This window comes from Pseudomonas sp. P108, from assembly GCF_032613195.1.
GTDB lineage: Bacteria > Pseudomonadota > Gammaproteobacteria > Pseudomonadales > Pseudomonadaceae > Aquipseudomonas.
On sequence record NZ_CP126691.1, the window covers coordinates 4,439,285 to 4,464,333 of the forward strand.

Here is a 25,049-nt window from a genome sequence, read left to right on the forward strand (position 1 = left end):
GATATACGTGTCCGACCTAATTGAGAATCTCGCAAAAGCCGGTTCGTTTTCAGTCAAGCTCATCATCGCACTTGGAATTTTCATTACATGGGGATATTGCGCTTTTCTTATCAACTTCTTCCCTACCGGACTTAATCTTGCCGACAGTCTTGTCTTTATCTTTATTGCTTTAGGATTTGGCTTCTTGTATTCCTACTGGCTAGGAGCAAGCTTTCTGGCTTTTAATTTTGCCTATTCAGCAATAAAAGAAAAAAACGGATTCGAAAAAATATTCGCTGCAATCTTCAGCTTCATATTTTTTGCCGCACTGGGACTCGTTGCCTATCTTCTCGCTGACTGGACGGCACTCGCAGCATCCGCTGCAAGCGGCTTTATGCTGCACATTTCTATCAATTTGTGGAAATCCGACTTACCAGGTGAAGACGCGGCTACCAAGCGAAAAAGAACATGGCAAAGAGTGCTTGTGTTTTTCCTGGCGTTCATCATACCTGCAGCATTGGTGCCTCCTCTTCTGGGAAAATTCATTGATGGCACTTTTGGCTTCATTGGTGTGCAGCAAAAAAATGTTTCCCTCGTGCTAAGTGAAGACAATCAGAAAATTGTAAGCGATGTAGCAAAAGAGCTTAATCTTTCAGTGTATGGCTGTACGAAAGACGGCAACCAAACCAACATTGTTCATCATTTCAATGTTCTTTGGCATGGATTGGGAGAACGCAGCTTGGTCCAGTTGCTTACCTACAATAAGGAAAGCCAAAAATGGGATAAAAAAGTTGCAAAAATCGAGCTTGATCGCAGCGGCGTGAAGGTATTGACGCAAGAAAACAAGAACGACAGTTTCAATACCTGCGTGACACTCAATACCGATACTCTTTTTGACATTTATGTAGACAAAATCAGCGACGATGGAAAAGCCCGGCTGGGTGAATTCGCTACGGATACAAGAAACAAGCTTGAAACCGATCATCTGAGAATACTGTCGGCCACCATTACTGGTCACACCGACAGGCTACCAGTGCTAAAGGAAAACGATTCCAATGTCGCTCTCTCCCTGCGTCGCGCTAACAGCGTGTATATGGAAATCAAAGATCTGTTTAACGCAGACAAAAATGTTCACGTGAAAATGTTGGGTCAAGGTTCTTTGCAACCCAAGTCAGAATGTCCGCGAAATATAAGTATTCCCGAACAGAAGGAATGTCTGGCAGTGGACCGTCGCGTTGAAATCGAACTGAAAGTGCAAATGAAAGAAAAAGATCCAGTGCCCGCCGAGAATGACGCATTGAGCAAGGCTAAGGCGGCTGACCACTCGGATACGAAGACGCAAGCGTGCACTGACGAAAAAATTTCTGCCGACGCGTCTCCTGCCGCTGCCAAGCAGAACCCCACGAACTGCGGACCGGCACCCGTCACGCCATAGCAAACCATGCGATGTTTTGAACCCCAAAAAAAACCGCCCTTACGGGCGGCTAAAAGTGCTTCGACCCTAAATCAGAAGCCAAGGCTGAAGCTGATGGTCATCGCATGGTCGTTGCTGTCGTTCGACAGTTGTCCGGAATAGCCGACCCCGAGTTTGCCGGTCGGGCTGATCTGGAAGTCGACTCCCGCTTCAACGATGGCGCTGTCCTTGGCGATCGGCACACCTTGGGTGCTGAACGAGGCGCCGCCGTCGATGAAGGTCAGATCAGCATCAGGCTTGGTGTCGCCGAAGGCATGGCGCCAGCCGATGGCCGCGCGCGGGGTGAACTGCCCGCCGTTGGCCAGGGTGATGACTTTGCCGGCGCGCACACCGAGGGTCGAGAAGGTGATGTCTTGATCAGCATCGGCTTCCAGGCGCCCTGCTCCGCCTTTCTCCTTGGCCTTGTCGGTGTCGTAGTTGACGTAGGCGAGCCCTGCGAACGGCTCGAGGGCAATGCCGCCGGCTTCAATGGTGTAACCGACTTCACCGAACACCTGCGCGCTGCGTGCGTCGTAGTTGGCTTTCAAGCGATCGTTGTAGCTGCCGACGCTGACGTTGCGTTTGGTCTCGATGTCGTGCCAGCTGTAAGCCGCGCCGAGGCGCACCGCCAGGGCATCGAACTGCGAGTTGAGGTACGCCGCCAGGTGGTAGCTTTCGACGGTGGCATCCGAGCGACGGTCATGGGCATCGAGGTCGCTGCGGGTGTAACCGGCGGCCATGCCCACGCGCCACTGGTCATCGAGTTGCTTGTCGGTGCCGAGCATGAAGCCGCTGAGGTTGCGGTCGAGCTTCGCCGCGTTGCTGTCGCCATCCGACTCGCCCCATGCGCCGAGTGCCCGCGCCCAGCCGACCATCTCGCCGTGGCAACCGTTGCTGCTCAGTTGATTGCCACTTGGCGCCAGGGCGCGGCGTGGATCATCCGCCGCGCTGCATGACGGTTGACGCATGCGATCGTTGACCGCGTCACGCACATAGCGCGAATCCTCAAGGATGGCGCTGGCGGTGCTGGCGTGGATCTCACCGGACAGACTGTCGAAGGCGTTACGCGCACCGGCGACACTGAGGTTGACGATCTCGTTCTGCAACGTCGCGCCGGCCGGGCCGTTGTTCGACAGCGCGGTGGCGGTTCTGAACTGGTTGTCAGTGGCGGCGACATCGGCAAAGGAATTGCCGTTGCGGCTGACCACCAGGTTCACTGCGTTGGCGTCATACACCAGTGCGGTATTGAGGAACGCGTATTGCGGCAGATCCGCAGCGCTGAAGGTGCCATTCACGCCACCGCCCGCGGTGATCAGCGAGTACGTGGTGTTGCCGGTGAACGGTGCCAGCGAGTTCACTTGCAAGGCGCCGCCCAGATTTGCCGTGCCGCCGATTGCCAGTGGCGTCGCGGTTGGCGAACTGACCGTCAGCGCCAGCACACCGTCGCTAGCGTTGGTCAGGTTACCGGCCACGCTCAGGGTGCCCGCTTCGGAGCCCGAGGCGACAACGCCATGGTTGACCACCGAGCCGACACTGCCGTTGCCGCTCAGACCGGCGCCGTTGGCCACGGTGACTTGCCCACCCAACGAAGCGCGCGCCGCAAGGCTGCCGACTTGCAACACACCTTGATCGACCGCGACCGTGCCGCTGAACGGATTATCACCGGTCAACAGCAAGGTGCCGGTACCGCGTTTAAGCATCGCGCCAAGTCCGCGCAGCGATCCATTGAACTGACCATTGAAGTTCTGCAAGAAGAGCAGCGATGCGTTGTTGAGGATATTGCCCTGCAGGCTGGTGGTGTTACCGACCAGCGTACCGCCGCTGACCGTGGTGCCACCGCTGTAGGTATTGGCGCCACTGAGCACCAGCGTGCCGGAGTCGAGTTTCTCGATCCCGCCAGTGCCCACCAGCGGCGCGGAGATTTCCGCACTCGCGCCGGCGTTGACCCGCACCGGTGCTAGGCTGCCGTCCGTACCGTTGACCGGGGTCAGCGTACCGCCAGCCCCCGGGACCAGGCTGTAGCCGCCGGCGAGGAATTGCAGGCCGGTGAAGTTCTGATTGCCCTGCACGGTCACCGTACCTGCCTGACCGCCGAACACCGCGAACTGCCCATTTGAAGCCAGGGCCTGAGTACCGCTCGGATCGGTCCAGTTGGTGTCCGGTCCCCACACACCGCTGCCGCCACCGATGCTGCCGTCTGGATTGGTGGTGCCACCGTTCCAGAACTGCACCTCACCCGGGGTGCCTTGCACCAGCAGGTTGATCTGATTGGCAATCGCAGTTTGCAGGGTCAGATTGGCCGCCGACACCGGCAGGCTGCCATACACCAGACCGTTGTCGGTCAGACTGCCGCCGTAGCTGAACAGTTGATAAACCCCGGTGCCGAAGCCGCCGGCGTTGCTGATGTTCAGCGTACCGTCGAGGGTCAGATTGCCGGCGACATTGACCACGGTGGTCGAACTGGCCGCCGAGCCGAGGCTGAAGTCCAGATTGGTCCCCGAGGACAGTGCCAGCGAACCGACCGACAACGGCGTCGCGGTGCCGCCACCGGCCAGCGTCGCACCGTCGGCCAGTTGCACAGCGCCACCGAGCTGACCGCCACCGCCGATGCTCGCGCCGCTGGCGACACTGACGTTGGCGCTGTTGAGCACACCATTGACGATCAGGTTGCCGGCCTGCACCGACGTGTTGCCGGTAAAGCTGTTGTTGCCAGCCAGCAGCAACTCACCCGTACCGGTTTTGTTCAGCGTGCCGGTACCGGTGAGGTTACCGGTGTAGCTGCCGTCGGCGTTTTGTTCGAAGGTCAGCGTTGCGTTGTTGACGATCGCACCTTGCAGGCTGCTGGTGTCACCGCGCGTAGTGCCGGCATTCAACGTGGTACCGCCGCTGTAGGTGTTGGCGCCGCTGAGCACGAGATCGCCGGCACCGTTTTTCACCAGACTGCCGGTGCCGGTCAGAGCACCGATCAGCGAGGTGTTCTGATTGCCGGCCAGGGTCAGTTGCGCGCCAAGGTTGACGGCGTTGGCCAGTTGCAGCGCCGAGGTGCTGTCGAGCGTGCCGTCACCGGTCACGTTAAGTGCACCGCTGCTGATCGCACTGTTGTTGCCAAGAACCAGCGTGCCGCCAGCGAGCTGAGTGCCGCCGCTGTAAGTGTTGCTGCCGTTGAGGGTCAGGCTCGATGCGCCGGCCTTGATCAGGCTGCCGCTGCCGCTGACCACGCCGTCGAGGGTCAAGGCATTGGAGCCGGCAACGGTCAAACCACCGTTGACGACCACGTCGTTGCTCAGACTGACGGCCGCGTTGCTGTCCAGCGCTGTGCCGTCGGCAGCAGTCAACACGCCAGTGCCGAGCGCCGCGTTGTTGCCGACCACAATCTTGCCGCCATTGAGCGCCGTGCCGCCGGTGTAGCCGTTGGCCGCGTTGAGCACCAGCGTACCGCTGTCGTATTTGCCCAGCGTGCCGCTGCCGTTGAGCGCAACACCGATGGTTGCCGTGGCGTTCGGGTCAACCCGCACCGTGGCATTGCCCAGCGAACCGTTGACCAGATTCAGCGAGCCCGCCGTGCCATTCACCAAGCTGTAGCCGTCAGTGACGAACTGCATGCCAGTGATGGTTTGTGCGCCGTTGACAGTGACCGTGCCGGCCGCGCCCTGGAACACCGCGAAGCTGTTGGTCCAGGCTTGGTTGGTGGTGCCGTTGACGTCGGTCCAGTTGGTGGTGCCGGTGCCCCAGGTGCCACTGCCGCCCTCCACCGAACCGTTGGCCACCAGTTGATTGCCGTCCCAGAACTGCACGGTGACGCCCGGTGCAGTCACCAGCAGGTTGATCTGATTGGCCAGTGCGGTTTGCAGTTGCAGATCGCCCGGGCTGACGCTACCCGGCAACGTGCCGAAGAGCATGCCGTTGTCGGTCAGGCCGCCGGTGTAGTCGATCAGGCGATAGACGCCGCTGCCAAAACCACCGATGTCGCTGACATTGAGGGTGCCGTCGAGGGTCAGGTTGCCGCCGACATTGACCAGCGCATTGCCGCCACCGGACACCGGTGTGCCGAGGCCGACGTCGAAGTTGGAATTGCCGTTGAACAGCAGCGAACTGACGCTCAGCGTACTGCCGGTGACGCCTGCCAGATGACCGCCATCGGCCACCGTCACGGCACCGGTCAACGTGCCGCTGCCACCGAGATTGCCGCCGCTGTTGACCAGCACGTTGCCACTGGCCAGTGAGCCGTTGACCTGCAAGGTGCCGGCGTTGACGTTGGTGTCACCGGTCAGGTCGCTGATGCCGCTGAGGGTCAGGGTGCCGCTGCCGAGTTTGCTCAGGCTGCCGTCGCCGCTGAGGATGCCGGCGAAGGTGCTGCTGACATTGTTGCCGCCGAGGCTCAGCGTATTGCCCGTGCCGATCAGCGCCGTGCCGCTGCCGGTGAGGCTGGCGAGGCTGCCCGATACACCGAGATTCAACGCCGCGCCGCCCGCGAGATTGACCGTGGCGTTGTTGCCCAGCGCCGCGCCACTCAGTGTGGTCAGGCTGCCGGACGCCACATCGAAGGTGCCGCTGAACGTGTTGCTGCCGCTCAACGTCACGTCGGACAGACCGTTCTTGGTCAACGTGCCGGCGCCGGCAATCACGCCACCGAGGGTCAGGTTGTTGTTACCGGCCAGGGCCAGATTCGCGTTGACGTTGAGGTTGTTGGCCAGCACCAGTGGCGCGGAGTTGTCGAGGGTCGAAGCGCCGGCCACCGTCAGCGCGCCGCTGCCCAGAGCGCCGCCAGTGCCAAGGGTCAGCGTACCGGCATTCAGTGTGGTGCCGCCGGAGTAAGTATTGATGCCATTGAGCGTCAGGTTCGACGCGCCGTCCTTGATCAGCCCGCCCGCGCCGCTGACGACACCTGCGAGGGTCAGGTTGTTGCTGCCGGTGTTGCTCAGATTGGCGTTGAGCACGACGTTGTTGCCCAGGCTCAGCGCGCTGTTGCTGTCCAGCGCCGAGGCGCCCGCCACGGTCAGGTTGCCCAGGCCCAGCGCCGAGTTGCTGCCGGCGGTCAGGGTGCCGGCGTTGAGGGTGGTGCCGCCGAGGAAGTTGTTGTTGCCGCTGAGGGTCAGGTTGGCTGCGCCGTTTTTGCTCAGGCTGCCGGCGCCGTTGACCGTACCGGCCAGGGTCATATCCGCCGTGCCGCCGATGCCGAGATTGCCGGCCAGGTTGACCGCGTTGTTTACCGAAACCGCAGTGCTCGCATCCAGCGTGGTGCCGCCCGCCGCGTTCAACGTGCCGGAGCCGAGTGCCGAGTTCGACGCCAGAATCAGTCCGCCGGCGTTCAAGGCAACCGGGCCAAGAAAGGCATTGTTACCGCCGAGGGTCAGGTTGGCCGTGCCGGTTTTGATCAGACCACCGGTGCCGCCAATCACGCCGTTGAGGGTCAGTGCATTGCTGCCGACCACGGTGAGGTTGCCGTTCAGCGTCGCGGCGTTGGCCAGTGTCACCGCTGCATTGCTGTCCAGTTGCGTGCCGGCATTCGCCGTCAACGTACCGGTGCCGAGCGCGGTGTTGCTGCCGACGATAATCTTGCCGCCGTCCAGTTGCGTGCCGCCGGTATAGGTGTTGGCACCACCGAGCACCAGCGTGCCGGCGTCGAGTTTATTGAGGATGCCGCTGCCATCGATATTGGCATTGATGGTCGCCGTCACGCCCGGATCGACGCGCAACGAAGTGGTGCCGCCAGTGCCGTTGACCGCTGTGAGTTGCCCCGCTGCACCGTTGACCAGGTTGTAACCGTCGGTGAGGAATTGCATGCCGGTGAACGCTTGCGTGCCGCTCACCGTTACCGTGCCGGCGGTGCCTTGGAACACCGCGAAATCACCGGCCCACGGCTGATTGACCAAACCATTGGCATCGGTCCAGTTGGTGCCGACCGCATTCCACGTACCGCTGCCGCCATCGACCACACCGTTGGCAATGGTCTGGCTGCCGTCCCAGTAACGGATGTTGCTGTTCGGCGCGGAGACTTGAATGTTGATCTGATTGGCCACGCCGGTTTGCACCAGCAGATCGCCGAGACCATAACCGACCGGCACGCTGGCCACGTCCAGACCGAGGTTGGTCAGGGCGCCGGTGTAGTTGAACAGGCGATACACGCCGACGCCGAAACCGCCGGCATCGCTGACATTAAGATTGCCGTCGAGGGTGAGGTTGCCACCGACATTCATCAGCGACGCGGTCGACGGTGTGCCCAGTGCCACATCAACGTTGCTGCCGGCGCCAAGCGTCAGAGCACTCGCCGACAAGGTGTTGCCCGACGACAACGCCAGATGCCCACCGCTGTTGATGTTGACCGCGCCGAGCGCCGAGCCGGTACCGGTCAGCGTGCCACCGGTATTGACGTTGACTTGCGCACTGCCCAGCGAACCACTGAGGTTCACGATACCGCCATCGATCGCGGTGTTGCCGGTGATGCCGTTGATCCCGGTGAGGTTCAAGGTGCCGGTGCCGACTTTGACCAGGCCGCCGCTGCCGCTGAGATCACCATCAAACGTACTGGTGACGTTGCCGCTGCCGACGGTCAGGGTATTGCTGCCGGTCAGTTGCACACTACCGCTGCCGGTCAGCGCGCCGAGGCTGGCATCGCTGCCCAGATTCAGCCCGGCGCCGGCGCTGATGTTGACCCCGGAAGTGCTGCCCAGCGCATTGCTGTTGAGCGTGGTGACGCTACCGGACACGATATTCAGCGCACCGGTAAAGGTGTTGCTGCCAGCGAGGGTCAGATCCGACAGACCATTTTTGGTCAGGCTGCCAGCGCCGTCGATGATGCCGTTCAAACTCAAATCGTTGTTGCCGGCAACGGTCAGGCCAGCGTTGAGCGTGATCGCATTACCGATGCCGAACGAGGCGCTGTTATCCAGAGTCGCCGCACCGCCGACGATCAATGCGCCGCTGCCCAGACCGTTGGCATTGCCAAGGGTCAGCGTGCCGGCGTTGAGCGTGGTGCCGCCGCTGAAAGTGTTGTTGCCGTTGAGGGTCAGGTTGGCCGCGCCGTCCTTGATCAACTGGCCGGTGCCGCTGGTGACGCCGCCGAGGGCGAGATTCTGCGTGCCACCCACGGTCAGCGCGGCATTCAATGCGACCGCGTTGTTGAGGCTGACCAGCGGCGAGTTGCTGTCCAGTGTCGCGGCGCCAGCGACGGTCAATGCACCGGAACCCAGCGCCGAACTGTTGCCGACGGTCAGGGTGCCGGCGTTCAGCGTGGTGCCGCCGAGGTAATTGTTGGCGGCGTTGAGAATCAGATTGGCCGCGCCGTCCTTCACCAGACTACCGGCGCCGCTGACCAGACCGGTCAGGGTCATATTCGCCGTGCCACCGATGTTCAAGGCGCCGGCAAGTGCCACGGCATTGTTCAGGCTGACCGCCGTGTTGGCGTCCAGCGTGGTGTTGGCCGCCGCGTTCAACGTACCGGAACCCAGCGCGGTGTTGCTGCCGACGGTCAGTTTGCCGGTGTTCAACGCGGTGTTGCCAAAATAAGTGTTGGCGCCATTGAGGGTCAGGTCGGCAGCGCCGTTCTTGGTCAGTCCACCGATACCGGCGACCACGCCGCCGAGGGTCAGCGCATTGGTCCCGCCCACAGTCAAGGTGCCGGCGAGGTTGACGTTATTGGCCAGGGTGGCGGCGGTGCTGGCATCGAGAGTGGTGCCGTTCGAGGCGTTGAGTGTGCCGGTGCCGAGGGCGGTGCTGGAACCGACAATCAGTGAACCGGCATTCAGCGCCGTGGTGCCGGTGTAGGTGTTGTTGCCGTTGAGGGTCAGGCTCGATGCGCCGGTCTTGATCAAACCGTTGCCGCCACTGATCACCCCACCGAGGGTCAGCGCATTGGCGCCGCCAGCGGTGAGGTTGGCGTTGAGAATCACGTTGTTGTTCAGGGTCACGGCCGAACTGCTGTTGAGCGTGCCCGCACCTTCCACCGACAAGGCGCCGGTGCCCAGTGCCGCGCCGTTGCCGACCGTCAGGCTGCCGGCATTCAGCGTGGTGCCGCCGCTGTAGGTGTTAGTGCCGTTGAGCGTGAGATTGGCCGCGCCGTTTTTCACCAGTTGGCTGGCGCCGCTGATCACCCCGCCGAGGGTCAGCGCGTTGCTGCCGCCAATGCCCAGGCTGTTGTTGAGAATGACCGCGTTATTCAGCGTCACCGCCGCATTGCTGTCGAGGCTGGCGACGCCGCCAACGGTGATGTTGCCGCTGCCGAGCGCCGCGTTGGCGCCCGCGGTGATCGTACCGGCGTTCAACGCGACGGCACCGAGGAAGGTGTTGGTGCCGTTGAGAATCAGGTTGGCCGCGCCGTTTTTGGTCAGCCCGCCGCTGCCGCTGACAATCCCGCCGAGGGTCAGGTTAGCGCTGCCACCGACGTTGAGGTTGCCGCCGAGTGAGACCGCGTTGGTCAGCGCCACCGCCGTGCTGGCATCCAGCGTAGTGCCTGCCGCCGTGGTCAAGGCGCCAGTGCCTAGCGCGGTGTTGGAGCCGACAGTCAGCGTGCCGGCATTCAGCGCAGTACCGCCAGAGAAGGTGTTGTTGCCACTGAGGCTGAGGTTCGCGGTGCCGTTTTTGATCAGATTGCCGGCGCCGCTGACGACGCCACTCAGGCCCAATGCCTGCGTGCCGCCAAGGGTCAGATCGCCTGCCAGCGCGACGGCGTTGGCGAGGGTCACCGCCGTGGTCGCATCCAGTGTGGTGCCAGCCGCCGCATTCAGCGCGCCGGTCCCCAGCGCGGTGTTGCTGCCAACGAACAGGCTGCCGGCATTGAGCAGCGTGTTGCCGCTGTTGGTGTTGTTGCCGGTCAACGTCAGGCTGGCACTGCCGGATTTGGTAATCGCGCCGGTGCCGGACAACACGCCACCGAGGGTCAGGGCATTGCTGCCGAGCACGTTGAGCGCGCCGGTCATCGCGATGTTGTTGGCCAGAGTGACGTTGGCGGTGCTGTCGAGACTGGTGCCGGCGGCGGTGTTCAGTGCACCGCTGCCCAGCGAGTTGTTGTTGGTCACCAGCAGACTGCCGGCGCTGAGGGTGGTGGTGCCGGTGAAACCGCTGTTGGCGCCGCTGACGGTCAGGCTGCCAGTACCGGTTTTGGTCAGGCCGCTGCTGCCGCTGATCAAACCGCCGAGGGTCAGTGCGCCAGTGCCGCCAGCGGTCAAGCTGCCGCCGAGGCTGATGGCGTTGGCCAGGCTGATGGTGCCCGGTGCGCTCAGGGTCGTTGCGCCGGTGACGTTGAGGGTGCCAGTGCTGAACGCCTGATTGTTGCCCAACTGCACGGTGCCGCCATTGAGCGTGGTATTGCCCAGATAGGTGTTGGCGGCGCTGAGATTAAGCTGGCCGGTACCGGCCTTGGTGAAACCGCCGCTGCCGGAAATCACCCCACTCAGGGTGGTCGCGTTGCTGCCTTGCACGGTGACGCCGCCGGCGCCGAGGGAGATCAGATTGCTGATGTTCAACCCGGCATTGCTGGCCTGCAGAGTCCCGCCGTTGGAGGTGATTACGCCGCTGCCGAAGGTGGCGTTGTTGTTGAAATTCGCGATACCGCCGTTGAGCGTGGTCGCGCCGCTGACCAATGGCCCCTGCAAGGTCCAGGTGCCGCTGTTGAGGGTCAGGTTGTTGAAGTTGATGTAGGTGGCGCTCGATGCCGTGCCAGTCCCGGTGATACCGCCGCCGACGCCAGCCGGGTTTTGCAGGATCAGGCTGTTGGTGCCGCCCGCACCGCCATCCACCGTACCGGTCGGGGCGAAGGTCAAGTTGATGCCGATTAAACCGCCGAGGCCGACGCTGATCTGTACACCGTCACCGACGTTGACGCTGGAGCCGGTCACCGCAGTGAAGGTGTTGGTGCTCGCCGCGCCCATCGACACACCGCCGGTAATCGCACCGGCGTTGGTGAAGGTGTTGCCCGCCGCCGAGGTTTCGAACGCGATCCGGCCGTTGATCACACCGGTGCTGCTGTTGGTCATGTTGACCTGCGAGCCACCGTAAACGCCGATCACCGGGGTATCCGCCAACGTGATGCCGCCGATCGAGAGTCCGGTCGAGGTGATGGTGCCGTTGTTGGTGATGCTGGTGGTGCCGGTTGCCGCGTTGTTAACCGAAAGGGCCAAGCCGTCGATGCTGGTCAGGTTGAGCCCGAGCAGCATGCCCGTACCACGGATGATTCCGCTGGCGTTGTTGAGCACACTGACCGTGCTTGTTGCGCCAGTGCCGATGAATGCACCGCCACTCAATACCGAAACCAGACCCAGCAGCGCCGGGTCAATCGTCCCGGAGTTGTTCAGCGAGATATTCACCCCGGTCAGGTCCATCACGTGGCCGCCGAGGGTCGCGTTCATCTGCGCCCCGCTGTTGACGTTGACCGTCAGGCCACTGGTGGCACTGGAGAAGTTGTTGAGAAACAGCGGCAGACTCGGCACGCCGGTACAGGTCACCGTCGAACCCGCCGTGGAGCACGTGGCCAGCGCAGGTGCGCTGACCCCGCCGAACAGCAGCCCGGCGACGCTCAAGTGCACAGCAAGGGAAAGAGGGGAAAAGCGCGAAACGAGGGCGACACCAAACCTTGCTTCCACGGGCTACTCCTTGTCGTGGCCAATTTCTTCCTTGAGGGCGCGCAGAACCGTGCTTATTCCACACGCGAATCAAGACTGCGACGGTCATCACAAAACCGCGTTATTGGGGACAACGCTAGTAGACGCCCGGCAATGGGGCACGGATTAAATGGTGTTAATACTTTAATACTAGAGGGGTCTGGAATCGGTGTTTCAGCCAGCCAGCACTGGTCTTGAGGGCGATACAAAACCTGTGGGAGCGAGCCTGCTCGCGAAAGCGGTGGGTCAGCTGAGAGCTACTTTTCTGATATTCAGCCTTCGCGAGCAGGCTCGCTCCCACAGGGGGCTTGGGGTGCGCAAAACCGTACCTGACCGCCCCATCAGCAAATGCTGCGAAACCTTCGAAATTTCAGAGCATTGAGAAAACTGGTACGCCTTGTGCAAACGTTTGCGTAACGTCAATACCAACGTTTTCGTAACAAAACCGTACAAGCCCACGGAACACGGGCCTCGATCCGCAAAAAAAGGACTTTGAATGCCCATCGCATGCCCTTTTCGCGCACCGTTTGCGCGCACGCTTGCTGTTTCCCTGCTACTGACTGGCGTTACCGGACTTCTCAGCCACAGCGCTGTGGCGCAACCGGCAGCCAAAGAAGAATCCGCCCAGGGCGAAGCCCTCAGCCCCGAAGCCAGTCCGCCGAAAAAAGGTGCCTATCTGTCGGACTGGTATAACCAGGACCTGATGCTGATTGGCAGCAAGGACATCAGCTTCGGCCCGCAACCGGCCGACGATATCTATCTGGAATACGAGTACTTCGGCCGCAAAGGTCCATTCGAACTGTACGGCTATGTCGACATTCCGAAGATCTTCAACATCGGCAACAGCCACGACAAAGGTGTGTGGGATCACGGCTCACCAGTGTTCATGGAGCACGAACCGCGTATCTCCATTGATTACCTCGCCGGCCGCAGCCTGGCCATCGGTCCGTTCAAGGAATGGTACGTCGCGTTCGACTGGATCTACGACCACGGCAGCCGCAAGGAGAACCGCGCCAACACCCTCTACAGCGGTTTCGGCACCGACATCGACACCCACTCGCGGGTCAATCTGTCGGCCAACCTTTACGGTCGCTATCAGTGGGAAAACTACGGTGCCAGCAACGAATATTCGTGGGACGGCTACCGCGCGCAGCTCAAGTACATCGTGCCGATCGACAAATTCAGCAACGGCGCTTCGCTGACCTACATCGGTTTCACCAACTTCGATTTCGGCTCGGACATCCATAAAGACAACCCGGCACGCACGGCCAATGCGACGGTGGCGACCAACGTCCTGCTCTACTCGTTCACCCACTTGCGCTTCACCCTGGTTGGCCGTTATTTCCACAACGGCGGCAACTGGGAGGACGGCAGCGAGCTGAATTTTGGCGATGGCAATTTCCGTGCGCGTTCAAACGGCTGGGGTTACTACGCCGGCGTCGGTTATCAATTCTGAATCAAGGAGTTTTTCATGCAAGCAATGATGCGTTTGACCTTGGCCGGCGCGGCCCTACTCTCCTCCACCGCATGGGCGGCCGAGGCACCGATTCAACCGAAAGTCATGCTGATCACCATGTTCGCCCCCGAGGCACAAAACTGGATTGATCGCCTGGAATTGAAGCAGGAAATCCGCGTGCCGGGCCTGTCCGCCGAGTACCCGAGCATCCGCTGCAACACGCAGCAGGTGTGCCTGCTGACCACTGGCATGGGCCAGACCAACGCGGCCGCCTCGACATTAGCGTTGGCCTTGTCGCCGAAATTCGACCTGCGCAAAAGTTACTTCCTGATCGCTGGCATTGCCGGGATCAGCCCGAAACACGGAACCATCGGCACCGCTGCATGGGCGCACTATCTGGTGGAATTCGGCACGCAATGGGAGATCGATTCGCGCGATGCGCCATCGAGCTGGCCGACCGGGTATCTGGGCATCAACACCAAGGGTCCGAACGAAAAACCGCCGCTGGACTACAAGACCGAAGTCTTCGAACTCAACCCGAAATTGCAGGCCAAGGCCTTCGCCCTGAGCCACAAGGTCGAGCTGAGCGAAAGCAAAGAGTCCGCCGCGTGGCGTCTGAAATACCCGGCGGCCCCGGCCAACCAGCCGCCGGTGGTGACGCGCTGCGACACACTGGCGGGCAACACCTGGTTTTCCGGCACGCGCCTGAGCGAACGGGCCGAGGTCTGGACCAAACTGCTGACCGACAACAAGGGCGAATACTGCACGACGCAGCAGGAAGACAACTCGACCTATGAGGCCCTGCTGCGTGCCAGTCGTGAAGGTCTGGTCGATGTGCAACGCCTCGCCGTGGTGCGTGCCGGCTCCGACTTTGACCGCCCGGAGCCGGGTGGCAGTGAAGTGGACAACCTGCTCAAGTACGCCGATCAGGGCGGTTTTGTGCCGGCGCTGGAGAACCTCTATCGCGCGGGTAATCCGCTGGTGCAGGACATCCTGAAAAACTGGTCGGCGTGGGAAAACGGCGTACCGCAATCCTGAGCTACACACAGTAAAAATGTGGGAGCGAGCCTGCTCGCGAAGAGGTTGTGTCAGTCGATCAAGATGTTGGCTGACAGACCGCTTTCGCGAGCAGGCTCGCTCCCACAGGTTTTTTTGGGGTATGTCAGGGGATAAGGATGACCTTGTCGCCACTGCCTTGATTGACGTCGGCGTAGCGCGCCAGGCCATCAGCCAACGGCGCCTCGACCAACCCTTGCGGCAACGGCAACAACCCTTCATCAAAGAACCGCCCGAACTGCTCCAGCATCGCCGCACAGGCTTCTACGCCATACAGCAGCGAATTGATCCCGACCACCGAACCGCCCTTGCGATACAGCGCCAGTGCCGGCAGCTGCACATGCCCATCGACCGGAGCGGCGATGATCGCGATCCGTCCGAAGGTGGCCAATGCCGCCACCGACGCCGGCAACCAGAAACCGGTGGTGTCGAAGATCACATCGGCGCCGCCGCGATACACCGCATTGACTTGCGCACCGAGGTCTTCCGGCTTATCCAGCTGAATCGTCTGATAACCCTGTGCCTGCAAATCCGCGATCTGCTCCGGGCGCCGCGCCGCCGCCAGCAACTGCGCGCCACGCACTTTTGCCAGCGCCAATGCCGCCGTGGCCACCGCACCGCCGCCGATCACCAGCAAACGTGTTTCAGCCGTTACCAGACTGCGTTCCAGCGCATCCCACGCCGTGGTGTACGGCACGCCGAGGCTGGCAGCCTGGGTGAAGCTCAGGTGCGAAGGTTTGTGCGCCACGCCATTGGCCGGCAGTTTGACGAACTCTGCGTGGGAGCCATCGGCAAAAAAGCCCAGTTCACGCCCGGTGCCCCAGACTTCCCGACCGATCAACGCCTGCGGGCCTTCGACGACGACACCGGCGAAATCCCGACCGGGAATCCGTGGCAGCGTGGTGTAGGGAAAACGCCCGAGCACGTTCTTTACGTCGCTGGGATTCAGGCCGGCAGCCTTGATCTGCACGAGTACTTCGTTCGCGCCAGGAACGGGGGTCGGCACCTCGACGCAGCGCAAGGAAGACAGGTCGCCGGTTTTATCGAATTGCAAAGCTTTCATGGACACATCCACCGAAGGAGAAAAAGGGAATTCAGGACAACCAGCCCGCGACCAGTTGCCGGCCCATCGGCCACAGCTGCTCACCGGCCAACATGCCGAGTAAACCGACCAACGCGATGGCCGGTGGCGCCGGAGAACGAAAATCCAGCGCGCCGTACAACAGGCCGACGCCCAGACCAATGGCCAGCGAAATCAGGTAGTTCATGGGGGGTAACTCCGCCCGTTGAAAGGAATGGGCAAAGTTTAGGGAACCGGCCGGGATGGCATCGGCCAAGGACTTCTGAATTTCGGACAAGTATCGGATGCACACCACAGAACCCTGTGGGAGCGAGCTTGCTCGCGAAAGCGGTGTGTCAGTGAAGAATGAGTCAGCTGATCCACCGCATTCGCGAGCAGGCTCGCTCCCACATTGGATCTGCGCTGGTTTGATTAATCCTGTTCCACTATGAATTGCGAGGGGGCGACACCCAATTCGCGGCGGAACATGTCGCTGAAGCTACTGGGTGAATAGCCGAGCTCCCGGGCAATGACACTCACCGCCACACCCTGAATCAACTCCGCCACCGCTGTCGCCAGTTGCACCTGCCGCCGCCATTCGGCGAAACCCATGCCGAGGCTGTCCTTGAACAACCGCGCCAGGGTGCGCACGCTGGCACCGGCATTTTGCGCATGCTGCTCGAACGGGATCTCCAGCGACGGCGCCGCCATCACCGCCTGGCACAGGTTAATCAAACGTCGGTCGGAATCATCCGGCATCGGGATCTTCAACTGCGAACGCCTTGCGCGTTTCAGCTCCAGTAACGCCAACCCGACCAACGCCTCGTAATACGCCGGATCACCGCTATCACCCTGCTCCACCAGCCCGACAATCAACTCACGCAGCAACCCACCGACTTCAATCACCTGCACCGTCGTGTCCAGTGTCGCCGCCAACGCCGGGCGCAGGTAGATATTGCGCATCTGCAGATCCGACACCACCCGAATCCCGTGCGGCACGCCGGGCGGCAACCACACCGCCCGCTGTGGCGGCACCACCAACGCTTCGTGCGGCGTCTCGACCCACATCACCCCGCTCATCGCATACAGCAACTGGCCCCAGACATGCTCATGCGGCTCGATAAACAAGCCACGCGGATAGGTACGCGCCACACGTTGCACGGGCACATCGGTATCACTGAGATCGGGCGGTGCGGCAAGGGCCATGGCGAGCATTCATTGGGGTTGGCGGGAACGCCATGGTAACCAGTGCGCCACGGCGTCGCCAACGATAGAGACCGTCGGACAATCCGAATGAATTTTCCCGGTGCGCCGCGATCCCTCTATTACCACAGGGAGGAATACGGGCTTTATGAACAACGCAAAACTCTATGTCATCGAATACACCCTTCACGGCACGCCCAAGTCGTTCATTATCCGCTCGGACAAGATGGACAACGCTGAGGCGTGGCACTGGGCGAGCTGCGACGCCGGCGTCGGTCGCATCCCGCGTTTTGGCCGTGAAAAAGTACAGAAAACCAGCAAACCGATGGCGGAAAAATTCGGCGTCGAAAACGTGGTCTGGCGAACCACCAGCTAAGCTCTGCCCAGCGATCGGCATCATTCGGGGGAATGCACCATGACCAACATCATCAGCCCGGCGCATCTGGACTACGGCCTCGATACGCTGTTCGGGCGTATTACCAAAAGCGTGGATTGCCGCGTCGGGCTGGAGGCGGTCGAAGGTGACCCGTTTCGCTTTGCCTTGCGAGTGCCGGCGCCGCTGCCTGAAGATCTGGACCAGGCGAAAACCGTCGTGGTCAGGGTTGAAGGGCGACGGCTGCAAGGCACCGTGAGGCATACAGAGCGGCTGGATGATGAAAGTATGAAACTGGAAGTGGAGCCTGATTAGGCTCCACTTTTTTATGCGTCGTTCGTCATCCGTGGGCGCATTTACAGCCCTTGGTTGAACATTCTTCGCCACTCTTGTGGTGGTGAGCACAGGCCTCACAGCAATAGTGTTTGCCGTGAACTGCGTAGGAATGATCGCCTTCCTTGATGGTGCATTTGCACTTGGGACAATCGCATTTTCTATCGGGCATGGGACAGACTCCTTGGGTGGGGGTTGTCTGGGGCTTGAAGGGCAAGCCGTGATAACCAGTGTAGAAGCTGCCGGAGATTTGGGGGGTGGGGGCATATCCGTTGCTGCGGGTGCTGCCGCTGGCGGTTTCGCTCTTACAGCGACTCACTTTTCCAGACGCCGAAAAGTAAGCAAAAGGCTTTGCCCCGGCGTACGGCACTTCGCTGAGGCTCAGTGTTCCCTCGCTACGGTGTCCATCCGGGGGCATCGCCTACGGTTTGCTTCGCTGCACCTCCTCTCGATGTATGCGGCTTCGCCGCACGGCGCTACGCGCCTACCCCCCGGATGAACACCTACGCTCGGCCTGCCGATGGGGCAAAAGATCAAAAGCCAAAACCAGATCAAGAGCCCCTCACCCTAGCCCTCTCCCGGAGGGAGAGGGGACTGACCGAGGTGTTTGGGAGAGTTACGCCGACGTGCGATACCGAGTCGAACTCAGACTTTGAAAAGCCCAAAAATCGGCTCCCTCTCCCTCGGGAGAGGGCTGGGGTGAGGGGCAAATCCACCACAAATCCAAAGCCGACCACGCCCCGCTCTTCACCACTCAATAGGCCGAGTGTCAGCTCGCCTGCTCTTGATCTTGATCTGTAAGGCGACGTCGGAAGGCTGAGTGGAGGGATTGATCCGGGCGTGGGAGCGCAGCGACCGTTTGGCGCAGCCAAACACAGCGAGAGGAGGTGCAGCGAAGCAAACCGTAGGCGCTGCGCCCGGATCGATCCCGCAGCGAAGGAACCCCGAGCCCCAGCGAGCGGGCCGCACGCAGGAGCAAGCGTTTTTTTGCTTACTTTTTTTAGGCGTTTGTAAAAAAAGTGAGTCGCCGTAAGGGCGAAACCCTAAGCAGCCGTTACCGCAGCAACGGATATGCACTCAACCCAGATCAACCCAGGTCACCCAGCCTGACGCGAACTCCTATACATAAACACCAAAGCCACCCCCAAACACACCATCGCCAAAATCCGCGAACCAGACAGCTCAATCGCCGGATTCCCCAACCAGCCAAAATTATCAATCAACATCCCCATCCCCAACTGCCCGACAATCACCGCCACCGTCGCCACAGCCGTCCCCACCACCGGCACCGCGCCCACCATCACCATCATGTAGACCACGCCAAACAACGCCCCGGTCAACTGCCACTTCGGCACATCCAACAGACTCACCGCATGCGCCGGCTCAAAAAACAGAATCAACAACCCCGTCGAAACAGCACCAACGACGAATGTCAGCAAACTACTGCGCAACACCCCGACGCTCTCGCCCAGACGCCCATTGATCGCCGCCTGCACACTCAACACCGCACCCGCCAACACCACCACCGCCAACAAAATAATCAGACTCATCACTCACCCCCGCGCAATCAAAACCAAAGCCACCACAATCAACCCCAACGCTAGCCACCGCTCGGCATTGACCTTCTTGCGAGTCGCCCCGAACCAACCGAAATGGTCGATCAACACACTCTTGCCAACCTGCCCGGACAAGATCGCAATCATCGTCATCGCAATGCCGATATGCGGTGTTGCCAGGGTCAGCACCACCACATACATCGGCCCCAGAAACCCGCCGATCAACTGCCAGCGCGGCAGATCAGTCAGGGCCGGGCCTTTTTGCGGGCCAGCGAACAACAGCAGCAAAAACAGAATCGCCGAGCCAACCCCGAAGATGCTCAATGTCGCCCACAGATGCCCGACCTGCACACCCAACGGCCCGAGCAACCCCGCCTCCACCGATAACCCCATGCCCGCCAGAATCACCAGCGGCAGTAACAACAGGCGCAGCCCCGCCTTCTTCACCGGCGCCGCAACGGCGACCTCATCCAACGTCTGCATAAACAACCTTCCACTCAAGTAAACGATGGCGCGGATTATCGGCTGGCGAAGCTGTGCGATAAATGGGAGCATCCGGACAACACTTTTGCGCAACTCGCACAGCAGGACGAACGATGCACGGGCTAAACGAACTCGGATTCAAGGCACTCAGGCTGTTTGTCGCGGTACTCGACCACGGCAGTTTTTCCGAAGTCGCCCGTCGCGAAGGCGTGGCGCCCTCGTCGATTTCCCGGCAGATCCAGTTGATGGAGCAAGCGCTGAACCAGCAACTGCTCTACCGCCACACCCGCGCCGTCACGCCGACCGAAGCCGGGCGCATGCTCGGCCATCATGCGCGGCTGGTGCTGGTGCAACTGGAAGAAGCCGAACAGGCGTTGCAGGAACAGCAAAGCGAACCCACCGGTCTGGTGCGCATCAATGCCCCAGTGGTGTTCGGCCAGCGGCATCTGACGCCATGGCTGGGCAAGTTGTGTGCGCGTTATCCGAAGCTGCAACTGGATATCCAGCAGACCGACCACTACGTCGATCCATTGCAGGAAGGCGCCGACCTGCTGTTCCGCATCGGCCCGTTGCACGACTCGAGCATGCAGGCGCGGATTCTCGCGCCGCATCGCTTTCAGGTCGCGGCCAGCCCGGCGTATCTCAAGCGCCACGGTACGCCGCAAAAACCCGAAGATCTGGCGCAACATCAATGCCTGGCTTACAAAGGCGCGACCGGCCAGCAACGCTGGTTTTTCCGCCGTGATGGCGAAGACTGGACGCCGTACTCGGTGAAAGGCCCGATCACCGGCAACCACGCCGACACCCTCACCCAAGCTGCTGAACAGGGTTTGGGGCTGGTGATGTTTCCGTCGTGGCTGATTGGTGAAGCGGTGCGCGACGGCACGCTGGTGCCGGTGTTGGGGGAATATCAGGTGTCGAACAGTCTGGAGCCGCAGCAGATTGCGGTGTTGTGGCCGGGGAGCCGGAGGTTGTCGGTGAAGGTGCGGACGGTGATTGATTTCTTTGTCGAATGCTTTGGTGAAGTGCCCTATTGGGATCGACCTTGAGGGGCTGAAGATCAAGAGCCCCTCACCCTAGCCCTCTCCCGGAGGGAGAGGGAACTGATTGGGGGATGCTGTGGAACTACGCCGAGCTGAAACAGCTTTACCGAATCCATAATCGACTGAATCTTTCAGGTCGATGTATGACGCAACACACCTCGGTCAGTCCCCTCTCCCTCTGGGAGAGGGTTAGGGTGAGGGGCTTTTCAAGCTGTCAGATCCGGAACTGACCCACGAGTTTACCAAGGCGCTGCCCCAACTCCGCCAGACTGCGCGAAGTCTGCGCACCCAACTGCGTTTCATCGGCCACGCTGTCCACCGCCACCGCAATCTGATGCACGCTGCGGTTGATCTCTTCGGCCACCGCCGTTTGCTCTTCCGCCGCACTGGCAATCTGCGCGTTCATCGAGTTGATCGTCGCAATCAACGATGCCATCGCATCCAGCGACGCCCCGGCCTGATTGGCCTGTTGCGAAGTACCGTCACCCGCCTCGCTGGAACGGCGCATCGCCTCGACCGCCGACTGCGTGCCCGCCTGCAAGCGATCGATCATCCCCTGAATTTCCTGGGTGCTGATCTGCGTGCGGCTGGCCAATGCCCGCACCTCATCCGCCACCACGGCAAAGCCGCGCCCGGCTTCACCGGCGCGCGCCGCTTCAATCGCGGCGTTCAGCGCCAGCAGGTTGGTCTGTTCGGCGATCGAACGAATCACCCCGAGCACACCAACAATCGAGGTCACGTCCTGCTGCAAGCTATCGAGCGACACGCCGCTGCTGCGAATGTCATCGACCAAGGCATGAATCTGTTTGATGCTGCCAGCCACCACACGCTTGGCGCTCTGGCCTTCTTCGTCAGTCTGCTGGGCGGCGACAGCGGCGTTCTGTGCGCTCTTTGCCACTTCTTGTGCGGCGGCAGACATCTCGTTAATTGCCGTGGCGACCTGATCGGTCTCATGGCGCTGACGCTCCATCGCCTGATCGGAACGCTGGGCCTGATCGGACACTTGCGTCACCAGCCCGGTCAGTTGCGTGGTCATCTCGGTGATCTGTCGCACCAGGCCATGGATCTTGTCGACGAAGCGATTGAACGAGCCGGCCAGTTCGCCGAGTTCATCCTGGCTGGTGATATTCAGTCGACGGGTCAGATCGCCCTCGCCTGCCGCGATGTCATCGAGGTTGGCTTTCATCAGGGTCAACGGACGCAAAATGGTATTGGCCAGCAGCATTCCCGCCGCCGCGATCACCAACAGCACCACCACGGCCACGCCGACGATGCTCAGCACCACGCCTTGCATGCGTTCCTGCACTTGGGCTTCGACCTGTGCGACTTGCGCTTCAATGCCGTCGAGGTTGACCGACGTACCGACCGCCATGTCCCATTTCGCCAGATATTCGGTGTAGCCGAGTTTCGGCACCAGCACCTTGGCATTGCCAGGCAGTGGCGAGCTGTACTGCAGATAGTGCGTGCCGTCCTTCGCCACTTTCACCAGACCGAGATTGACGTAGACGCCGTTCGGGTCGCGGTTGTCCTTGAAGCTTTTGCCCACGCCTTCGGGGTCATTTGCCTTGAACAGGCGCACGGTCTCGGAGTCGTAGCCGAAGAAGTAGCCGTCCTTGCCGTAGCGAATACCCGAAAGCAACTTGATCGCCTGCGCCCGCGCCTCGTTGTCACCCGGCGCGGCCGCGTCGTACAGCGGTTTGATCGTGGTCATGGCCACGGCGACGTAACTTTGCAGGGTGGCTTTGGCATCGCCGAGCAGGCGCTCGCGGGTCTGTTCGACCTCTTTGTGCGCTTGTTCCTGGAGGATGAACAGCGTGGTCAGGCTGATGACCAGCGCAAAGAGCAACACCGGGAGAACGGCGAGGGACAGGACTTTAGCCTTGAGGCTCAGGCGCATTTTTGGGGCTCACTCTTTTGGTTTTATTGGCGTGGTTAAAGGCTTTAACGGCACGCCAGATCAAAAGTTGAGCTTCGATATGAGGATCGTTCCCACGCTCTGCGTGGGAATGCAGCCCCGGACGCTCCGCGTCCAACAACGTGACGCAGAGCGTCACAAGAGGCATTCCCACGCAGAGCGTGGGAACGATCACCGGCGGGGTTCAGAGGACCATCGCGGCCACCCAGCCGAACGCCAGCAGCGGCAGGTTGTAGTGCAGGAACGTCGGCACCACGGTGTCCCAGATGTGGTGATGCTGGCCGTCGATGTTCAGACCGGAGGTCGGACCGAGAGTCGAATCCGAGGCTGGCGAACCGGCATCGCCCAGCGCGCCGGCGGTACCAACGATGCACACAATAGCGATCGGGCTGAAGCCCAGTTGCACGCACAGCGGCACGAAAATCACCGCCAGAATCGGTACGGTCGAGAAGGATGAGCCAATGCCCATGGTCACCAGCAACCCCACCAGCAACATCATCAAGGCACCGATGCCCTTGCTGTGATCGATCCACGCCGCCGACGTTTGCACCAGCGTCTGCACTTCGCCGGTAGCCTTGATCACTTCGCCGAAACCGGAAGACGCGATCATGATGAAGCCGATCATCGCCATCATCTTCATGCCTTCGGTGAACAGATCGTCGGTCTCACGCCACTTGACGATGCCGGACGCCGAGAAGATCAGGAAGCCAGCCAGCGCCCCGATAATCATCGAGTCCAGCAACAACTGAATAATGAACGCGGCGGCAATCGCCACACCGGCAATCATCAGGCTGAGCGGGTTGTACTGCACCGCGACCTGTTCAACCTGCTCGATCTTCGCCAGGTCGTAAACGCGTTTTTTGCGATAACTGATAAACGCAATGCCCAGGCCCACCAACATGCCCAGCGCCGGAATGCCCATGGCGTGGGTGACATTGATGCCGCTGATGTCTACGCCGCTGCGCGCAACATTCGCCAACAAAATCTCATTGAGAAAAATGTTACCGAAACCTACCGGGAGGAACATGTACGGGGTGATCAGACCGAAGGTCATGACGCAGGCGATCAGGCGGCGGTCGAGTTGTAACTTGGTCAATACATAGAGAAGTGGCGGCACCAGCAGCGGAATGAACGCGATGTGGATCGGCAGGATGTTCTGCGAAGCGATCGCCACGACCCACAGCAAGCCGATCAGCAGCCATTTGACGCTGCCACCGCCGGTCGCATGCTGGCGATCAACCATCGCCAGCGCCTTGTCAGCCAGAGCGTGGGCCAGGCCCGACTTGGCAATCGCCACGGCGAAAGCGCCGAGCAACGCGTAGGACAACGCCACCGTCGCCCCGCCGCCCAGGCCGCTGTTGAACGCCTTGAGCGTGGCATCGATGCCCAGACCACCGGTCAGGCCGCCGACCAGCGCGCCAACGATCAAGGCGATCACTACGTGCACGCGGGACAGGCTGAGAATCAGCATGACGCCGACTGCCGCTATGACTGCATTCATTTCACTTCCTCGAAAAACACTGCGGTGGAAAACCGACCGCCAGACAGAATGAGTCCGCCAGCGTTTGATTGGCGGATTTGCAAAGAGGGTCTTATTAGAAGGGCGCGCACTGTGCCGCAGCGAACTTCCCTTGTCAAAGCCGACACCGCCTCCAGTGATCGTTCCCACGCTCTGCGTGGTAACGCCTCAATCGACGCTCTGCGTCCGCTTTGGGACGCGGAGCGTCTCGGGCTGCATTCCTTTGCTGCGCGTGGGAACGATCAAGAACAGGGTTTCCAGCCCCCGGATGCGGCAATTGGTCATATTGTGTTTCAAGGATAAAGAATGCCGAAACGCGGCCGTTACAGTGCAAAGTCTCAGATATTTATCGAATAAGGACGTCTCCATGTCGCTCAGACAACTTTCCATCCAATGGAAAATCACCCTGCTCGCCGGCCTCTGCCTGGCCGGTATCGTGACCCTGTTGGTCGGTCTTTCGCTGTATCGCATGGAGCACAGTTCTGCACTGGTGAAAGCTTCGAGCATGGAAATGCTCACCGAGTCGGCGCAAGCGCGCATCGAGTCGCAAGGCGAAGTGCAGGCTGCCGGCATCCGCCAGCAGTTCATGGACGCCTATCAGTACGGCCACGGTTTCTCGCGCCAGGTTTTGTTCCTGCGCGAGCAGGCCGAGAAGCGTTTTCTCGATGCTTTCGATCTGCGTGAAGACATGACCCGTCAGGTCAAATCGGCGTTGCAAGCCAACCCGGAGCTGCTCGGCCTGTCGCTGGTGTTCGAAGCCAACGCACTGGACGGCAAGGATGAACTGTTCGCAGGTCAGGCTGAACTGGGCAGCAACGACAAGGGCCGCTTCGCCCTGTACTGGTCGCAACCGACCCCAGGCAAAGTCACCTCGATGGCCCTGCCGGAAAGCGACATGGCCGACACCAGCACCGGCCCCAGCGGTCAGGCGGCCAACGCCTGGTTCACCTGCCCACGCGCCACGCTCAAGCCGTGCGTGATCGAACCGTACTTCTATGTGATCGACGGGCAGAAGGTGCTGATGA

The 25,049-nt window shown here is 60.9% G+C and carries 15 protein-coding genes and 1 pseudogene; 6 read left to right on the forward strand and 10 right to left on the reverse strand.

Features of this window, described 5'->3' with window-relative positions; translation table 11 throughout:
* Positions 1 to 7: 7 nt before the first annotated feature.
* A complete protein-coding gene (locus QOM10_RS19470) occupies positions 8 to 1,414 on the forward strand; it encodes a hypothetical protein (protein WP_316916783.1) in 1,407 nt (468 codons plus the stop codon).
* A gap of 71 nt (positions 1,415 to 1,485) precedes the next feature.
* Here the strand turns inward: QOM10_RS19470 and QOM10_RS19475 are convergent, their stop codons facing one another.
* Positions 1,486 to 12,009, reverse strand: coding sequence for an autotransporter-associated beta strand repeat-containing protein (locus QOM10_RS19475; protein ID WP_316916784.1), 10,524 nt, complete (start codon positions 12,007 to 12,009; stop codon positions 1,486 to 1,488).
* 514 nt (positions 12,010 to 12,523) lie between these two features.
* On the opposite strand from QOM10_RS19475, the gene QOM10_RS19480 reads away from it, so the two are divergent.
* Together QOM10_RS19480 and QOM10_RS19485 are read left to right on the forward strand one after the other, a co-directional pair.
* Positions 12,524 to 13,483 carry a nucleoside-specific channel-forming protein Tsx gene (locus QOM10_RS19480; protein WP_150751176.1) on the forward strand — a complete coding sequence of 320 codons (960 nt, stop codon included), beginning with the start codon at positions 12,524 to 12,526 and terminating at the stop codon, positions 13,481 to 13,483.
* Positions 13,484 to 13,498: 15 nt separating this feature from the next.
* Positions 13,499 to 14,521, forward strand: coding sequence for a purine-nucleoside phosphorylase (locus QOM10_RS19485; RefSeq protein WP_127929064.1), 1,023 nt, complete (start codon positions 13,499 to 13,501; stop codon positions 14,519 to 14,521).
* Positions 14,522 to 14,645: 124 nt separating this feature from the next.
* Here the strand turns inward: QOM10_RS19485 and QOM10_RS19490 are convergent, their stop codons facing one another.
* The 3 genes from QOM10_RS19490 to QOM10_RS19500 form a co-directional block, all read right to left on the reverse strand.
* Complete coding sequence (locus tag QOM10_RS19490) at positions 14,646 to 15,602, reverse strand: zinc-binding alcohol dehydrogenase family protein (RefSeq protein WP_316916785.1); 957 nt, start codon at positions 15,600 to 15,602, stop codon at positions 14,646 to 14,648.
* A 31-nt stretch (positions 15,603 to 15,633) separates the two neighbouring features.
* Positions 15,634 to 15,807, reverse strand: coding sequence for a DUF1427 family protein (locus QOM10_RS19495; protein WP_007969534.1), 174 nt, complete (start codon positions 15,805 to 15,807; stop codon positions 15,634 to 15,636).
* Between the two features lie 224 nt (positions 15,808 to 16,031).
* Complete coding sequence (locus QOM10_RS19500; protein ID WP_316916786.1) at positions 16,032 to 16,814, reverse strand: helix-turn-helix transcriptional regulator; 783 nt, start codon at positions 16,812 to 16,814, stop codon at positions 16,032 to 16,034.
* Between the two features lie 136 nt (positions 16,815 to 16,950).
* Here QOM10_RS19500 and QOM10_RS19505 point away from each other — a divergent pair, with 136 nt between their 5' ends.
* Positions 16,951 to 17,178 carry a DUF6555 family protein gene (locus QOM10_RS19505; RefSeq protein ID WP_127929067.1) on the forward strand — a complete coding sequence of 76 codons (228 nt, stop codon included), beginning with the start codon at positions 16,951 to 16,953 and terminating at the stop codon, positions 17,176 to 17,178.
* 39 nt (positions 17,179 to 17,217) lie between these two features.
* Positions 17,218 to 17,490 carry a hypothetical protein gene (locus QOM10_RS19510; protein ID WP_127929068.1) on the forward strand — a complete coding sequence of 91 codons (273 nt, stop codon included), beginning with the start codon at positions 17,218 to 17,220 and terminating at the stop codon, positions 17,488 to 17,490.
* A gap of 25 nt (positions 17,491 to 17,515) precedes the next feature.
* On the opposite strand, the gene QOM10_RS19515 is transcribed toward QOM10_RS19510, so the two are convergent.
* The 3 genes from QOM10_RS19515 to QOM10_RS19525 all read right to left on the reverse strand — a co-directional run bounded on the left by QOM10_RS19515 (position 17,516) and on the right by QOM10_RS19525 (position 19,547).
* A complete protein-coding gene (locus QOM10_RS19515; RefSeq protein WP_316916787.1) occupies positions 17,516 to 17,680 on the reverse strand; it encodes a metallothionein in 165 nt (54 codons plus the stop codon).
* 925 nt (positions 17,681 to 18,605) lie between these two features.
* Positions 18,606 to 19,058 carry a DMT family transporter gene (locus tag QOM10_RS19520; RefSeq protein ID WP_077573754.1) on the reverse strand — a complete coding sequence of 151 codons (453 nt, stop codon included), beginning with the start codon at positions 19,056 to 19,058 and terminating at the stop codon, positions 18,606 to 18,608.
* A 3-nt stretch (positions 19,059 to 19,061) separates the two neighbouring features.
* Complete coding sequence (locus tag QOM10_RS19525; RefSeq protein WP_150651597.1) at positions 19,062 to 19,547, reverse strand: DMT family transporter; 486 nt, start codon at positions 19,545 to 19,547, stop codon at positions 19,062 to 19,064.
* Positions 19,548 to 19,660: 113 nt separating this feature from the next.
* Between QOM10_RS19525 and QOM10_RS19530 the strand changes: the two genes are divergently transcribed.
* Positions 19,661 to 20,596: a LysR family transcriptional regulator gene (locus tag QOM10_RS19530; RefSeq protein ID WP_127929071.1), complete on the forward strand. Its 936-nt coding sequence runs from the start codon at positions 19,661 to 19,663 to the stop codon at positions 20,594 to 20,596.
* Between the two features lie 208 nt (positions 20,597 to 20,804).
* Here QOM10_RS19530 and QOM10_RS31335 read toward each other — a convergent pair whose 3' ends face one another.
* The 3 genes and pseudogenes from QOM10_RS31335 to QOM10_RS19540 all read right to left on the reverse strand — a co-directional run bounded on the left by QOM10_RS31335 (position 20,805) and on the right by QOM10_RS19540 (position 24,006).
* The gene (locus tag QOM10_RS31335; protein ID WP_410479232.1) at positions 20,805 to 21,626 is read right to left on the reverse strand and encodes a methyl-accepting chemotaxis protein; all 822 of its coding nucleotides are present in this window, start codon (positions 21,624 to 21,626) and stop codon (positions 20,805 to 20,807) included.
* A gap of 84 nt (positions 21,627 to 21,710) precedes the next feature.
* Positions 21,711 to 22,487: pseudogene (locus QOM10_RS31340) on the reverse strand (cache domain-containing protein); the annotation flags it as partial.
* Between the two features lie 202 nt (positions 22,488 to 22,689).
* The gene (locus QOM10_RS19540) at positions 22,690 to 24,006 is read right to left on the reverse strand and encodes a Na+/H+ antiporter family protein (protein ID WP_095121127.1); all 1,317 of its coding nucleotides are present in this window, start codon (positions 24,004 to 24,006) and stop codon (positions 22,690 to 22,692) included.
* Positions 24,007 to 25,049 lie beyond the last annotated feature (1,043 nt).